The following is a 13,814-nucleotide window of genomic DNA, read 5'->3' as shown; positions in this document are numbered from 1 at the left end:
TTCTCCTTTAGTCGCAAAACCACCTTTTGAATGATTCATTATGCTTACACCGATACAGAGTTAAACAAAATCATGAAAACCATGACGATAGTGGTTGATACTCGCGAACAAGTAAACGGCCATATTCTTGAATATTTACGCAGCAAGGATGTATCTATTAAATTAAAAAAACTCTACCCTGCCTGGCGATTACACAGCTATGCTGCCGAAAAATGAGGAACTTGGTATCATGCGAGATATTTATTTAAACAGTAGAGAGTTGAACGGAAAGCTAGTGTAGACGAGATAGTAGGAAACTTAGGTAAGGACGAGCGTACATGCTTTGAAAATGAATTAATTCTAACTCAGAATATGCCATTCACAATCTTACTTGAAGATCCAGAAGGATATAAAAAAATTCTAAATGGGACCTACAGAAGTAAATACGATCGACTTGCATTACTTTGCTCATTGAATACTTTCAAAGCTCGTTACGGCTTTGAAATTACGTACTTAAATAATAAGTTTAGTGGGAATTTTATTTACTACCATTTCTATTACCAAATGAAGAACTACCTAAAGAGAGAGGTGTTCTAACTATCATGAACATGTGGAATGAGAACGAGGATTTATGATAAAAAATACATTTCTTAGCTGGCTAATAACCTCGAATAATTTAAAATATATCTTAGGTAATTTAATTAAAGTATTTGGAGGATATAATGGTAAGTTTATTTATTTTACAAGGTTTATCACTTTCGGGTGCTGAAAAGTATTTATTTGAAGCAGGTTATATAGAAGAAGAAACCATCGAGAAAAATAGCCTAGAATGTGACATTATCATAACTTATGTTTATGTACTTTATGATATAGAAGGCAAAGTTATAGATCGAGTTGGCTACGTTGAATATTGTTTTATTGATGAAGATGGTGATCAAGATGCATTTAAAGTTGAATGGATAAGATTATAATACTAAAAGTGTAGCAAGGAATGACTATAGCTCACTTTTAAAAAATAAACAAACAAGGTAGGTGCTGCACATGCATTATGAGTGGTTAAAAAACTATCAAAAATTAGAGGATGAAATTGCAGATATCGAATTTAATTTAGAATGTAGTAAAAATGAATTGAAACGTTGGGTGGAGGGCGACTTAACAAAAGTTAAATTAACTTCAGAAAGCCATGGTGCTCAATTAGATGAAATCATTGAAGCTGCTGAACGTGAATTAGCACATAAAATGAATGATTTAGATGAAATGAAAAATCTGATTAATACATTCTGAGGGTTAGATAATCAGATACTGTACAAGAAAATAGTTAAATTAGGTTTAAAGTCAAATATTTGGGGAGTTATAACTACCCTTACAATAATTCAGGTAGAGTGTGCAGCAGAAATGGATAAAAAATTCCCAGGGAAAAGTAATTGTGAGTAAGATAGTGTGGCAAAATAGAATGTAAAAGATGGAGACTACTAAATTGGTAGTCTTTTTCTTTAACTAAAATTGTTAATTTATTCAACCTTCTAGTATATAATTCTGTAGTGAAGGTTGATAAATATTGCATGATTACCCAATAACAAGATATATCGGATTCGCAATAATTGCACTAGCTGTTTTGGAAGTATTGGAAATTACGAATTTCAAACCTTTGTTTTTACTTGGGTTTTCTTTTTCTGCACTTCTACTAACATTTGTTGATTTTATTGAAATAAAAGCAGAAGAAAAAAATGATCCTTTCAAATATAGAAAAATAAAATTGGGTGTTTTAAATACTGTTTCAAAACTTCTCTATCATACCCCAAGAAATAACCTTTTTCGTTAGTAACTACACCTTTCTCATAAATTAACCCTAAGGAATCTTCCATTAATGCAATCTCTTCTAAATTCTCATTTTCTCTTGCATTAGTGTTTTCACTAAATACCCCTAGGATTGAAAACATAGCGATTGCTACTACCATAATAATTTCGAACAATCCATTTTTTATTATAAATGTCATATTATACCTATTGTTGTATATAATACCATTTCATTTTTTTATATTCAATGAATAATTAAATAAGAAAAATAGTGTAGACAACATTATTGTAATAATAATTTGTATAAACAAATTTATATTTGTTTGTAGCTGCATAATAAGTAATAATGCTACAAAGAAAAAAACAGATGCCCAAAACACTTTATTTTTTATTATACTTTTTATAGAGCTCAACTAAAAATCACCTCATTTTAATATAATAAATACCCAATTAATTATACACTAAATTATGTAATAAATGTTGTTTAATTGTATGGATCGGATCTTAATACCACATTCTTGGTAATAAATTCAATTGTTTAGTTATAAGTTAATTCACTAGTGTTCTAGCAAAAAAGTCACGACTCACATTGAGCGTGACCTACCACTTGTTTCCGATATATACGGACAAGCGAACGTGTTTTTTTGTAATTTTGTTAGCAAATTTCGGCGCGCTTTTTGATACTCCTAAAATTTCTGAACAACATACAGAAAAGGATGATGATACGATGAAATTCACAAGCACAACCGCAAAAGCTGCAGTACATGATTATATTCAACAAGCAGTCGATAAAGGATTGATTAATGAATCTTGGTTGGAGAAATTCGATAATGGAACTATGACTAGTGTTGATTTTGAAGGATTGAAGATTATCATTTTCACAACGTAGCGCTTAACAGCAGATGCCTGTTACCTTAATTGGTAATTGGCTTTTTTTTATTACTTATAAGATGGTATAATATAGGTATTAAAGGGAAATTAAGGATGTGAATTTATGAAATGTAAATACTTCTTATATATTATTTTAAGTTTGAGTATATTGAATGGATGTAGCAAGCATGATGAGTTAGAAAAAGGAAAAGCAACCGTCACTGAAGAAGGCGTAACCTTATTGGCTAAGTATGAAAATTTAACAAAAAAGTCGCAAAAAGCATTATTAGAGAATTTAGATGACAATAATATAGATTATGTAATTGATAATCAAGGATCTGTGTTTGTAAACATAAAAGTTATGGACAAAGCCATTTCGTGTTGCATGCAATAATATATAGATTTTATTACCACAGATTTCACTTGATAAAATACGAACCAAAATAAAAACTAAGATAACTTAATTGTTGTCTGATATCATCCCCTTTAGGTAGACAATGTTAAAAAAACTACAGTACACTGTAGATAACATTATACGTAAAGGGGATAATATCACCACCGAAGTGGTTGTCATAAAAGATTCGAAACACTCGTTTACAAAACGGGTGTTTTTTTGTGGGAAAACGTTGATATATCAATGTTTGTGTTAGTTCATTAAATTATTAATGCTGAATGTAATAGGGAGAGGGGGAAGTAGGAAAAGGCATGTACCCCAAAATCATTATGTTTTGATTTCCTTCGATTTTTCAAAATTCAAAGTGCTGATATCATCCAGGAGGTTAGATGCATGTATCTCATCTTTTTCGAATGAAAGGTAATCGTGTTTCTATTGGTGTAGAAATTTGTTACAGCAAAAGTGGTGATGTCGCTATAGGATTGCAGAGGAAAACGCTGTTCAATATATATCTGAGCTATTAAAGCAACTTGGTTGGGTCATTGAGCGAGTTAAGAAGCATCAGGATTGGAACGGCAAATATTGTCCGCACCGTATATTGGCAGAAAATCGTTGGAATAGTTTCTTGAAACGTATTGCAGAAGCAATGAAGCCGATGGAAATAAAAAAACCAACAGAAAAGGATGAGGATACTATGAAATTTACAAACTTAACAACTAAGACTTAGGTACATGATTATATTAAAAAATTTATAGGAAAAGGAAGGATAGATAAATAATGGTTAGAAAAATTCGATTCAGGTGCAATGAAAAGTGGTAATTTTGAAAGTTTTGAAGGTTATCATTAAATAGCGAAATAACTAGCTATCCTGAAATAAAATATTATTATCATTTTAAAACAAGAAATTTCAAGAAATAATTTTAAGTTTTTACTTTGGAGCAAAAATGTATCTTTTGGCTTATGAAGGGATAAAACAACGCCAATTCACGCCAGTAAATGAAGAAATAATTGGCGTGAACTGGCGTGATATGAAATGTACGCCATATAATTGGAATATGACCACCAAGAATTCGGTGGTAATACACCCTTGAAGTGGCGTTGTTGGCAATGATAGGATAATAATTACTCGAGGTAAGTTTAGCTATAGCTATTCAAAATATTATTATCTGAAAATAAGGTGGTTCATTATGAAATTTAAAAATATAATCTTAGCATCGACTTTAACTCTATCAATGATTTCTTTTTCTAACATACAGGATGCATCAGCATATGAAATAAGTAATCCATCAAATTTTGCAGACCAAGAATTTTTTTCTAATACAGTAGAAACAAATACAAGTGCAAATGATGTTGATATAATAAAGTTAAATAATAGTTCATTACAGATTAATATCACTAATGAAAATGTAAACGTTGACTTCAATGAAAATGGAGTAGTGACATTAACTAACGGTGAAAATTCAGAAGTTTTACCGACAACTGCAATTGATGTAAATGGAAATACTGTTAATTTAGTCTATAATGAAATTGAAAATGGGTTATTAGTTGAATTACAAAATGATACTGAAACAAATCAAGTATCGTTATCAAGAAGCAAAAGGAGTTTTAATCCAGTAAAATGCGCACTTGGAACTGCAGGAGCCTGGATAAGTGGAGGAGTTGCTGGCGCAGGTACTGGTGCTGCTATAGGCGAAAAATCGGGTGCAAATGGTAAAGCTGTAACAGGTGTTGGAGGTGCTATAGTTGGTGCTATAGGTGGCGGTATGGCTGGATTTGCTACATTCTGTACTGATTAATGAGGTGATGATTTTTGAATGAATGGTTTTCTAGACCGATGATATTGAGCTATCTTGTAATATGGATTCTGTTTATATTTTTACAATTTGCATTAGAAGCAGATTTAAAATGGATTATTTTTAATCCTTTAAATTTACTTTTTATATTTAATCTTATTACAGGTGTCACTTATCAAATCAAAAAAAATGATACTCAGTAATTAATTCGGAGTATAGACAAAAAGCTCAGGTACTCAATTAATTGATATGCTCCCTATTAGGTAGACAGATGAAAAAATAAAATCTGTTTATCTAAGGGGAGTCTTTTTTTGGGGGCGAAGCAAACATCCACTCGAGTTAAAATGACATATCCTTCAATTGTTTGAAGAAGGTAACTATTCTATCAACGAATTGTGTGAAAAATTTTCATTAAATCATCAAACTTTATATAGCTAGAAAATGAAATACGAGGCAAGTGGACGTGATGGATTACACAAAGCTACTTCATGTAAATTCTATTCAAAAGAGTTAAAGTTAGCGGCCATGGAGGACTACGTTCAACGGAATTATTCACAGATGGAAGTGTTAGCGAAATACGAGATTAGTAGTACCTCAGTTTTAAAAAGGTGGGTAAAAAAGTATACTAGTCATAGTGAATATTTTTCGTGCGGTAAGTACACCTAAACCAGGTGCAAATTTGATTATTGATTAAGAGGCGAGGATGAAAAATTTCATGGAAAAATTGCATTCGAACGGACATTCACTTATACAAAATGAAAATACACTATCTTTCGCAAGTTTTTCTGAAGAAGAGGATAAGACTTACTATTATCAATATAATGGTGAAAATCTAAGAGAAATATCAAAAAAAACGTATGTAGAAAGTAAATTTGGTGATAAATGGGGCAATATATCTAGTCAATTAGAGGAGTCAAATTATTCATACATCGAAAGTATAGCGAAATGCTGGATAAATGAAAAAGGAAAAAGAAAATTAATTAGTCTTAGTGAATACTATAATAATACATTTGGAGAAAATTGGGGAGATAACTATGGTTTTAATATCATACCTAATCATATTTTTTCTGATGTTACTAATTTTATGACATGTGTTATAAGAAATGAAACAATTTGTCTTCTGTGGCCTCATAATATCATACTGCACTTTAATGAGGATGATAAGCTTGTTCAATATATTTTGTTGGAAACCTCTGACTATTATGATACATTGTATAAAATTTGTTCAGATGGACAAGCAGTCTGGGGCGTATCTCCCACTTTGAATTCTGTTGTAAAATATAAATTTCCGAGTTTTGAAATAGAAAAAATCTACCACTATATGCCTGATGAAGAACTCTCACGAAAGACAGAAGTTATAAGTAATGAAATCAATGTAATTTATTGTGAAAATGAACTAACAGGTTTAAATTACCCAGAATATATTTCTTATATTGATGAGAAATTATATATTTGTGATATGGAAAATAAACGAATTGTAACGTTGAATCCAAACAGTGGAAAAATTGAACAGTATATAGCTCTGAATTCTAAACCGTTTGAGTTTTTAAAATATAAAAATCAATTTGTTATTCAAACAGACACAGGAATATATTTATTGAATAAGAATGAAAAGAAGGATTTTTCCGATTAGAGATTTCTCAAAAATGACCAGGCGCTCAATTAATTTTATTGAAAGTGTAGAAGTAACTGACGATGAAGAAACTGTTTCTTTGAAGTTAAAGATAGGCTATCGACTGTTTCCAATAATCAAGGTGGTGGTGTAGGTATCTCATGGATTTATGAGTATACAAATCCCGGTTCTTTTAATTTAACAAGTATTACTACTTCTGTTGTTATAGGAATTCTAGCCACAATTGCTACAGCACTAATAGCTACAATGACAAACAACGAGAAGAAAACTATATATTGTATTGAAGAAGATATTGGCAACCAGACTAAAACTGGCCACTAGTATACAAAAACTATACATTAGAAGTAACTTTTTATGAATACAGCACATATAAAGGGGTATATAACTTCTACAACAATATACCATCAATAGAATAATTTAATAATTTGATAAAATTAAAAAAATTCTTGAATCTACATTTCTCACAATTGCCCAAACAGAACACTGTTAAGTTCAAACTACACTTATTAGTTGTAATAAGTGTAGTTTTTTATTTACATTTTAATGTAATTTGTTTTGAGATTCTTTTTAGTCGAATCCACATGTAGTTGAATATGTAACTTTTGGTAGACAATTGGTGTCTATATAAAAGAGGTGGGTGGTTTGAAAATAAAAAAATTATTCTATGGTTTGATCGCATTAGCTTTATTCATGATTACAGGATGCAATATTCAAGGGGGAACTACAACCGTATCAATTGACAGGATAGATGCCGAAGAAGTTTTAACATTAGATTCTGATGCTGATATTTTTCAGTATGATGGAGTTATCTACAAAGCTAATATTGATTGGGTTGAAGAATTGTCTTTAACAAAAGATGTTCAAATCGGTGAAATAAAAACAAAAAATGATGCTAATACAGATTTTAGAGATGGGATGTCGAATAAACTTCCTGTTGGTACAAAGATTTTTTCCACCAAAGAACGAGGAGAGATTTTAATTGTTGAATCTAAAGGAGAAATCAAAAAATATCTTGCAATTGTTGAAGGGTAAACAAAATAACTTGTTCAACAAACGTGGTGCTTTAATTGAATAGCTAGAATGATGTATCCATCTCATACGAGGTGGTCTTTTTTTATTTATACAGTGCCAACTTAAAAGTTTTGATTCTTATAAAAAATAGGCGGGAGGAATATTCGTGTTAGATATCACTACTAGGAGGCAAAACGATTACCCTTAGACCATATTCTAAAAAACTTTCCTTGTTAATTCCTTTGCCATTTTATCTTTGTTGAGCCTAGGCTATTTGTGTAATTTCTTAAATACTTGACCATTCTATGATAGATAGGGGTGAAACAATGAACGATGTAAGCTACTTACAGATAGCGAGTGAAACAGTTATTACTTTTTTTGTCCTTCTAGCTCTTACACGTCTTTTAGGAAAAAAACAATTAAGTCATTTAACTTTTTTTAACTATGTAACAGGAATAACAATAGGATCAATGGCTGCAAATATGGTTGTTCTTAGTACAAAAGATTACACAAAGGATTTACTCAGCCTAGTAATTTGGTGTTCACTTACTATAATAGTCAGTTATATAAGTCTTAAGTCTGGAAAAATTAGAGTGATCTTTGATGGTCAACCTACCATTATTATAAAACATGGAAAGATAGACAGAAAAGCATTAAAAAGAACAGGTGTTAATATCGATGACCTGACGATGTTGATTAGGCAATATCAAATCTTTTCAATAGCAGAAATAGATTTCGCCATTCTAGAACCAAATGGTAGACTTAGTATTCTCAAAAAACCTGAATATCAAGGAACACAAAAAAGCGACTTACAAATATATCCTTCGCCGCCGACTTATTTACCTATTGAAATAATTGCTGATGGAAAATTATTACCGAAAAATTTATTGGAGGTTGGTAAAAGTAGAGATTGGTTAGAAAACGAATTAAGCAGGGCAAATATAAAAGAGGTCAAAGAAGTGTTTTATGCTGAAATTCAATCTGATGGAAGTTTATTTATACAAAAATTCTAAACAAAAGTAACCAGGCGCTCAATTAAAAATGAGTATCTGGTCACTTTTTTGTTTTTATTGCTGTTTGTTAATGATACCTAAACGCTGAAGTATTTTAATGCTGCATGGATCGAAGGGTTAGGAATTCCTTCTCAATCTTCGTCCATTCCATATAAGAAACCTGCTAATAATTACTTAGCCATATAGATACAGCTTCCTCCATTTCGGAACGGGTGTTTTTTATTGTAAAGCGTAAAATATGTAGAAATATGAAAATAGTAATAGATATTCCTTCATTATCCATGTATATTTGTGGAGAAGGGAGATTGAAAAAAATGAAAAAATTTCTTATTTTACCACTTACATTGCTATTAAGTATTTTGTTAATAGCTTGTAATCAGGATGATGATAGTGGGAAGAAAACAGATGGTGCTGATAAAGCATCCGAAGAACCATTAAAAGTTGATAAAGGTCTTATAAATGTTGAAGTCACAATACCAGCTACATTATACAAGGGGCAAGACATAGATTCTATTATTTCTGAGGCAAAAAATAGTGGCATTAAGGAAGTTATTAAGAATGAAGACGGATCTTTAACTTATAAAATGTCTAAATCCGAGCACAAAAAGATGATGAAGGAATTAAAAGAAAGAATTGTAAAAAGTGTAGAAGAACTTAAAACAAGCGAAGATTTTGTTTCCATAAATGATGTAACTTATAATAAATCTTTTTCTGAGTTTACACTGACAGTAAATAAAGAAAAGTTTGAAGGTAGTTTCGATGCAATTGCATCTTTTGGACTAGCTTTAGCAGGCATGTACTACCAGCTATTTAACGGTGCAGACATTGAAGATTATAAAGTCACAGTAAATTTAAAAGATGAAACAAATGGAGAGATATTTGACACGATGGTTTATCCAGATTCCTTAAATGAAAATAACAATAAGTAAGTTGAAGAGCACCTATAATATAGGAGGGGTTTTCATGAAAAAATTAGCATTATTATTATGGGTGTCTATGTTATTGGTGGCTTGTGGTCAAAGCGATAAAAATAACAATTCAGATAGTAATCCAAAAGAATCTGTTGGAAAAAATGCAGAAGAAGAAGTATCTGAAAATAATAATGAAAATGAAACAGAGGTAGAGGAAGTTCTGACGATTACTAAAGGAAACGCATTGGTAGTTGATAATTACGCAGAAATCACTATTAACAACAATGTTTTCGGTAAACAAATTTCACCGCCAAATCCAAACTCTATGTATACATATTACAAAAATGAAGAGGAGGGTGAAGTGTACTTAGATACTATTATTTCGGTAAAAAGTTTACTAACAACAGGTCAATCATCTGATGAATTTTTAAATGTGAAAATTATTTATGATGGAAAATATGAATATACAACTTTCTCAACAATAGAAGATCGAGGTGGAGCGGATTTCACGTTTACCAATATTACATCGATCGAGCCTTTGAAAACGGGTACTCTACATTTTATAGCTTCTGTACCAGAACAAGTGGAGAAGGATGGGAAACCATTAAAAGCAATCATTACAGTAAAAGGGAAAAAGTATGAACAAATAATTAGGTAAATAGAAATTATACTGTTCTTTTTTATTTCAATAGCCAAGAGAGTAAAAGTACTCCTCACTTTTAGTAGAACAAGGTTTACTACAACCAAACTATTCAAAGCGAGGAGCACTATCTGTTGAAATTATTAGTAGTAATTTCCCCTTACCAAACAAATCCGACTGGCCAATATGGCATTTTATAGAGGCCGGAAATATCATGCCTTTCCGCCATTTCTTCCATTTTGTCCATTGTATAAGCATAGGTATCTTCGTTTATTTTCTCGACCGACTCTGGAATACGGATATAGCCTGATAGCAATTCACCGATATGGTAAGCATGTTGAAAAACAGCTGCTTCTCCAACAGGTTTGTAATGAGGTATAAAATGAGGTATAACGATGGTGTGATCCAAGTTCACATCTTGTAGGGCACCAACGTTCATTGAAAAACCAACACCTGAATGATAAAAACCAACGACTTGAAAATCCATTACTTCAGAAATTAATTCCAAGGAAAATATATCGCCAATTTTATAAATATCCTTATACGCATTCCCCAACACAACACTAATAGGTTTGTTGGGTGCCTCAAGCGAAAAATCAGACTTTTGAAGGTTTCTGCCTTCTTCAATACTATTATCGAAGTGATTAAAAGTGCCTTCACCTAATAAAATTGTTTTTAATGGGGTTGTCAACACTTCATTACCTTCCTGATCAAGCGAAACAACATTCACTGGGTTTGAAATAATTTTATCGTTGCCAGCGGCTTGATACTCTTCATATCCTTCTACAAAACTTGTTTCGCCTTCATAATGTCCTCAATAAACTAAGGGGTATTCATTCACAAGAATATAATCAAAAGCTGTTTTTATTTCGTTATACATAGCCTTTACTTCTTCAATTGGCACAGATTTGATGCCATCTGGAAGTTCTTCAAAAGCAAAAACGGTTTTATAGTACGGTTCAAATTCAGGTATATCGGAGACGTAATTAATATAATCCTCGTAATCATCAAATGACTCAGGCTTAGGTGTCGTCGTTTGTGATTTTTCTGGTTCAACTGTGTTGGTTTGAGGTTGCTGTACATCTGGTATACTTACTTCATCTGTTGCGCTACATGCAGTTAAAACGACGAGGAATAGAATTTCGACAATTGTATAAATAGGTCTTATCAAGCGTAGCAATAAGTTTTTTCTCTTCATTACCAATTATAGAAAATACGAGGTGTCGCATCTGGAACTAGGCCTGTAGCTAGATAAGAAGTTGCATTGGCTCTAATCCCACTATTCAAATGGTTATTACCAGTAGTGTTAAGTCGACCATTGGACCAAACTTCTGCACGTGCAGTAAATCGTGGCTACCCAGCCAGATGCAAAATGGTCACCGCCATGCCCATGTGAAGAATCCACATACAACCGAACATCACTACCTGTAACTTTATAAGAATTTCTAGAGATACTCATAGTGTTGTTGTCTTGTGACGCACTATCACTTCCACCGCCAGCGGACTTATCCATTACCAACACTTTCCCATCCATAGTAATTGATTCTGGCAATTCTACCATAGTATTTGACTCTGGCAATTCTGTGGCAAAGGCAGGAATGCTTGAAAATATAATTCCAGAAACCACCATGATAGGGGTCATCTTGCTTATAAATTTTTTCTTTTTCATACGAATCATCCTTTCTTTTTTCACACTTTGACCTTTCGCTTATAAAACCTAAATGAATAATAATGTATATGGTAATATAAGAAAATTTAATATAATGATGTAAATTTATTTATACACCTAACCTGAAGATTGGCAGGAGTTACAGAGGTTTTAGCAATGGCAGTTTGGAGATAAGATGGGGCGGTCAGTTTATCTAAGTGGATTAATAGGAGCCCGTGATAATTGCTAAGTATTTTATATATAGCTACACAAACTAAAAACATATTAAGTATTGGCTAATGAACAACAAAAGATCAGCTACTCAATTAATAGTGAGGCTGATCCTTTTATGTTGACGAAAAGTTAAATTCATTTAAAAAAAATTTTTATGGTCCACAAATTGAGAAACAATTGTGCTCCTTGAAATTTTCATTCACCCAATAATCAATTTTATTGAAAAGTCGTAAGAATTGGATATCCGCTGTATTATTTAGTGAACATGCATTGAAAGCGATTTGATTCCATTGTTCTTGATTAACGCAGTTGGGACCAAAGTAATTGAAAGCAGGTAATACATCTTCTATAAATAAATGTAAAAAATCAAAGGCTTCTGTTGTTAGATAAATAGAAGTATCATGCCAATGTTTATTTTTAAAAGGACCTTGCATGAATTCAAAAACATCATGCCTTCCCTGTAAATTTTCTAAAGTATTTATTTTCAGTATATATTCCTCCAATGTAAGGTTAAGTTATTTTAGGGTAGAAAGTGAATTTAAAAGATTTGCATCTCTAAAAATTACTCTTTATGCCAATTTCTTTTCGTGTTGTTAAGGGATTTGTATTACTTACAAAAATAAATAAATGTCAATGTTGAGTCAAGATAATCTTATTGTTGAATTTTTATTTTTACTTATTCTAACATTACACGATTGTCCCGTTCATCCCTTAATTAAATGAAAAAGACCCGCTTAAGAATAGTGCTTAAGCGGTTTTTTTTATAAAAAACAATCAGGTTTACGTTGGTATGAATCAGCAGATACACCCCATTTTATTGACAGTTAAGATGGAAATTAGAACACCTATTTTAGTTAACTAGGACACCTAAGTATAGAGGAGCGGTTTGTATGAAAAGAATGAATAACTGTAGATTTCTCGAGTTATAGTGTGTATGTAAATAAATGAAAGGAGAAAAGAAAAATGGAAAAAGAACGGAATGCAAATGAATTCGATTTAGAAGTAGAATTATTAGATTTGGATGAAGTGTCAGCGATTCCAGAAACAACAGCAAGCAGTGGCTCGACAAGCTGTTCGGCATCATCGACATGTGGCTCAACATCATGCTGCGGTTCTTGTTAAATCATTTAGAGGAATTGGTGTAAGTTTTTATTGTAGTAGCCAAATAATCACTATTTATAGGAGGAACTAAAGATGAAAAAAGAGATGAATACTCAAACAGTAAATGCAAAAGAATTTGATTTAGAAGTAGAATTATTAGATTTGGATGAAGTGTCAGCGATCCCAGAAACTACAGCTAGCAGTGGCTCAACAAGTTGTTCAGCATCATCAACATGCGGTTCAACATCATGCTGTGGTTCTTGTTAATAAATTGTTTGGAAGATGTAGAGTCGGTTTCGAAAATAGTATAAACAACTAATTACTATTTATGGGAGGAACTAAGGATGAAAAAAGAGATGCATACTCAGGAAGTAAATACAAATGAATTCGATTTAGAAGTGGAATTACTAGATTTAGACGAGGTGTCAGCAATTCCGGAAACAACAGCAAGCAGTGGCTCGACAAGCTGTTCAGCATCATCAACATGTGGCTCAACGTCATGCTGTGGTTCTTGTTAATGACTTGAAAAATAATGGAGCGGTTGAAACAAACTATTGTGACAACCGCCCGATTATCTTCTATCTAAGAGTTGTATTTGGAGAATCCAACAGGGTAAAAAAAATACATAAGGGTGTGTTGCAATGTATCAAACCTGTATTTATAACTATGACAGTTCATTAGAACAATCATTGCTATTACTTATTGATGATATGTGGAATACAAATCAATATTTTGTGTCAAAGGGGTGGGAGGGTGGACCTCATATTCAGTTAGTTACAAAAAATAAAAT

At 31.9% G+C, this 13,814-nt stretch carries 18 protein-coding genes and 1 pseudogene; 15 read left to right on the top strand and 4 right to left on the bottom strand.

Features of this window, described 5'->3' with window-relative positions:
- Positions 1 to 30: 30 nt before the first annotated feature.
- The 3 genes and pseudogenes from ACE1MS_RS16305 to ACE1MS_RS16295 all read left to right on the top strand — a co-directional run bounded on the left by ACE1MS_RS16305 (position 31) and on the right by ACE1MS_RS16295 (position 1,263).
- Positions 31 to 576: pseudogene (locus tag ACE1MS_RS16305) on the top strand (ERCC4 domain-containing protein).
- A 125-nt stretch (positions 577 to 701) separates the two neighbouring features.
- The gene (locus ACE1MS_RS16300; RefSeq protein WP_036164410.1) at positions 702 to 950 is read left to right on the top strand and encodes a hypothetical protein; all 249 of its coding nucleotides are present in this window, start codon (positions 702 to 704) and stop codon (positions 948 to 950) included.
- 70 nt (positions 951 to 1,020) lie between these two features.
- Positions 1,021 to 1,263, top strand: a complete 243-nt coding sequence (locus ACE1MS_RS16295) for a hypothetical protein (RefSeq protein WP_198695927.1) — start codon at positions 1,021 to 1,023, stop codon at positions 1,261 to 1,263.
- 452 nt (positions 1,264 to 1,715) lie between these two features.
- Here ACE1MS_RS16295 and ACE1MS_RS16290 read toward each other — a convergent pair whose 3' ends face one another.
- Positions 1,716 to 1,976 carry a hypothetical protein gene (locus tag ACE1MS_RS16290; RefSeq protein WP_447402481.1) on the bottom strand — a complete coding sequence of 87 codons (261 nt, stop codon included), beginning with the start codon at positions 1,974 to 1,976 and terminating at the stop codon, positions 1,716 to 1,718.
- Between the two features lie 527 nt (positions 1,977 to 2,503).
- Between ACE1MS_RS16290 and ACE1MS_RS16285 the strand changes: the two genes are divergently transcribed.
- From ACE1MS_RS16285 to ACE1MS_RS16245, 9 genes are all read left to right on the top strand, one after another.
- On the top strand, positions 2,504 to 2,665 hold the full coding sequence (locus ACE1MS_RS16285; protein WP_447402480.1) for a hypothetical protein: 162 nt from the start codon (positions 2,504 to 2,506) through the stop codon (positions 2,663 to 2,665).
- Positions 2,666 to 2,770: 105 nt separating this feature from the next.
- Positions 2,771 to 3,040, top strand: a complete 270-nt coding sequence (locus ACE1MS_RS16280; RefSeq protein ID WP_198696207.1) for a hypothetical protein — start codon at positions 2,771 to 2,773, stop codon at positions 3,038 to 3,040.
- A gap of 1,187 nt (positions 3,041 to 4,227) precedes the next feature.
- A complete protein-coding gene (locus ACE1MS_RS16275) occupies positions 4,228 to 4,836 on the top strand; it encodes a hypothetical protein (protein ID WP_198696208.1) in 609 nt (202 codons plus the stop codon).
- A 14-nt stretch (positions 4,837 to 4,850) separates the two neighbouring features.
- The gene (locus ACE1MS_RS16270; RefSeq protein ID WP_036164402.1) at positions 4,851 to 5,036 is read left to right on the top strand and encodes a hypothetical protein; all 186 of its coding nucleotides are present in this window, start codon (positions 4,851 to 4,853) and stop codon (positions 5,034 to 5,036) included.
- Positions 5,037 to 5,548: 512 nt separating this feature from the next.
- Positions 5,549 to 6,466: a hypothetical protein gene (locus ACE1MS_RS16265; protein ID WP_447402479.1), complete on the top strand. Its 918-nt coding sequence runs from the start codon at positions 5,549 to 5,551 to the stop codon at positions 6,464 to 6,466.
- 633 nt (positions 6,467 to 7,099) lie between these two features.
- A complete protein-coding gene (locus ACE1MS_RS16260) occupies positions 7,100 to 7,498 on the top strand; it encodes a hypothetical protein (RefSeq protein ID WP_289449652.1) in 399 nt (132 codons plus the stop codon).
- 305 nt (positions 7,499 to 7,803) lie between these two features.
- Positions 7,804 to 8,490 carry a DUF421 domain-containing protein gene (locus ACE1MS_RS16255; RefSeq protein WP_012295540.1) on the top strand — a complete coding sequence of 229 codons (687 nt, stop codon included), beginning with the start codon at positions 7,804 to 7,806 and terminating at the stop codon, positions 8,488 to 8,490.
- A 314-nt stretch (positions 8,491 to 8,804) separates the two neighbouring features.
- On the top strand, positions 8,805 to 9,419 hold the full coding sequence (locus ACE1MS_RS16250) for a hypothetical protein (protein ID WP_031419351.1): 615 nt from the start codon (positions 8,805 to 8,807) through the stop codon (positions 9,417 to 9,419).
- A gap of 34 nt (positions 9,420 to 9,453) precedes the next feature.
- Positions 9,454 to 10,059: a hypothetical protein gene (locus ACE1MS_RS16245; RefSeq protein ID WP_036217306.1), complete on the top strand. Its 606-nt coding sequence runs from the start codon at positions 9,454 to 9,456 to the stop codon at positions 10,057 to 10,059.
- Between the two features lie 142 nt (positions 10,060 to 10,201).
- On the opposite strand, the gene ACE1MS_RS16240 is transcribed toward ACE1MS_RS16245, so the two are convergent.
- The 3 genes from ACE1MS_RS16240 to ACE1MS_RS16230 all read right to left on the bottom strand — a co-directional run bounded on the left by ACE1MS_RS16240 (position 10,202) and on the right by ACE1MS_RS16230 (position 11,710).
- Positions 10,202 to 10,735: a hypothetical protein gene (locus tag ACE1MS_RS16240; protein WP_036162279.1), complete on the bottom strand. Its 534-nt coding sequence runs from the start codon at positions 10,733 to 10,735 to the stop codon at positions 10,202 to 10,204.
- A gap of 120 nt (positions 10,736 to 10,855) precedes the next feature.
- On the bottom strand, positions 10,856 to 11,221 hold the full coding sequence (locus tag ACE1MS_RS16235) for a hypothetical protein (protein ID WP_230584482.1): 366 nt from the start codon (positions 11,219 to 11,221) through the stop codon (positions 10,856 to 10,858).
- A gap of 126 nt (positions 11,222 to 11,347) precedes the next feature.
- Positions 11,348 to 11,710, bottom strand: a complete 363-nt coding sequence (locus ACE1MS_RS16230; protein ID WP_447402478.1) for a hypothetical protein — start codon at positions 11,708 to 11,710, stop codon at positions 11,348 to 11,350.
- Positions 11,711 to 12,886: 1,176 nt separating this feature from the next.
- Here ACE1MS_RS16230 and ACE1MS_RS16225 point away from each other — a divergent pair.
- From ACE1MS_RS16225 to ACE1MS_RS16215, 3 genes are all read left to right on the top strand, one after another.
- Entirely contained in the window at positions 12,887 to 13,045 is a 159-nt protein-coding gene (locus ACE1MS_RS16225) for a thiazolylpeptide-type bacteriocin (protein WP_080695225.1), read from the top strand.
- Positions 13,046 to 13,117: 72 nt separating this feature from the next.
- Positions 13,118 to 13,291: a thiazolylpeptide-type bacteriocin gene (locus ACE1MS_RS16220; RefSeq protein WP_012295531.1), complete on the top strand. Its 174-nt coding sequence runs from the start codon at positions 13,118 to 13,120 to the stop codon at positions 13,289 to 13,291.
- A gap of 77 nt (positions 13,292 to 13,368) precedes the next feature.
- Positions 13,369 to 13,542 (top strand): thiazolylpeptide-type bacteriocin, encoded by a 174-nt coding sequence (locus tag ACE1MS_RS16215; protein ID WP_012295530.1) that lies wholly within the window; start codon positions 13,369 to 13,371, stop codon positions 13,540 to 13,542.
- Positions 13,543 to 13,814 lie beyond the last annotated feature (272 nt).

Source organism: Lysinibacillus sp. fkY74-1, assembly GCF_053165895.1.
The sequence above is the reverse complement of the archived record's forward strand: the minus strand, read 5'-3'. Positions and strand labels throughout refer to the sequence as shown.

Excerpts from the sequence above, each read along its gene's own strand:
- ACE1MS_RS16275 (WP_198696208.1), top strand. The coding sequence starts at position 4,228 with ATGAAATTTAAAAATATAATCTTAGCATCGACTTTAACTCTATCAATG.
- ACE1MS_RS16225 (WP_080695225.1), top strand. The coding sequence starts at position 12,887 with ATGGAAAAAGAACGGAATGCAAATGAATTCGATTTAGAAGTAGAATTA.
- ACE1MS_RS16300 (WP_036164410.1), top strand. The coding sequence starts at position 702 with ATGGTAAGTTTATTTATTTTACAAGGTTTATCACTTTCGGGTGCTGAA.
- ACE1MS_RS16290 (WP_447402481.1), bottom strand. The coding sequence starts at position 1,976 with ATGACATTTATAATAAAAAATGGATTGTTCGAAATTATTATGGTAGTA.
- ACE1MS_RS16255 (WP_012295540.1), top strand. The coding sequence starts at position 7,804 with ATGAACGATGTAAGCTACTTACAGATAGCGAGTGAAACAGTTATTACT.
- ACE1MS_RS16245 (WP_036217306.1), top strand. The coding sequence starts at position 9,454 with ATGAAAAAATTAGCATTATTATTATGGGTGTCTATGTTATTGGTGGCT.
- ACE1MS_RS16295 (WP_198695927.1), top strand. The coding sequence starts at position 1,021 with ATGCATTATGAGTGGTTAAAAAACTATCAAAAATTAGAGGATGAAATT.
- ACE1MS_RS16230 (WP_447402478.1), bottom strand. The coding sequence starts at position 11,710 with ATGAAAAAGAAAAAATTTATAAGCAAGATGACCCCTATCATGGTGGTT.
- ACE1MS_RS16220 (WP_012295531.1), top strand. The coding sequence starts at position 13,118 with ATGAAAAAAGAGATGAATACTCAAACAGTAAATGCAAAAGAATTTGAT.
- ACE1MS_RS16280 (WP_198696207.1), top strand. The coding sequence starts at position 2,771 with ATGAAATGTAAATACTTCTTATATATTATTTTAAGTTTGAGTATATTG.
- ACE1MS_RS16265 (WP_447402479.1), top strand. The coding sequence starts at position 5,549 with ATGGAAAAATTGCATTCGAACGGACATTCACTTATACAAAATGAAAAT.
- ACE1MS_RS16215 (WP_012295530.1), top strand. The coding sequence starts at position 13,369 with ATGAAAAAAGAGATGCATACTCAGGAAGTAAATACAAATGAATTCGAT.
- ACE1MS_RS16250 (WP_031419351.1), top strand. The coding sequence starts at position 8,805 with ATGAAAAAATTTCTTATTTTACCACTTACATTGCTATTAAGTATTTTG.
- ACE1MS_RS16285 (WP_447402480.1), top strand. The coding sequence starts at position 2,504 with ATGAAATTCACAAGCACAACCGCAAAAGCTGCAGTACATGATTATATT.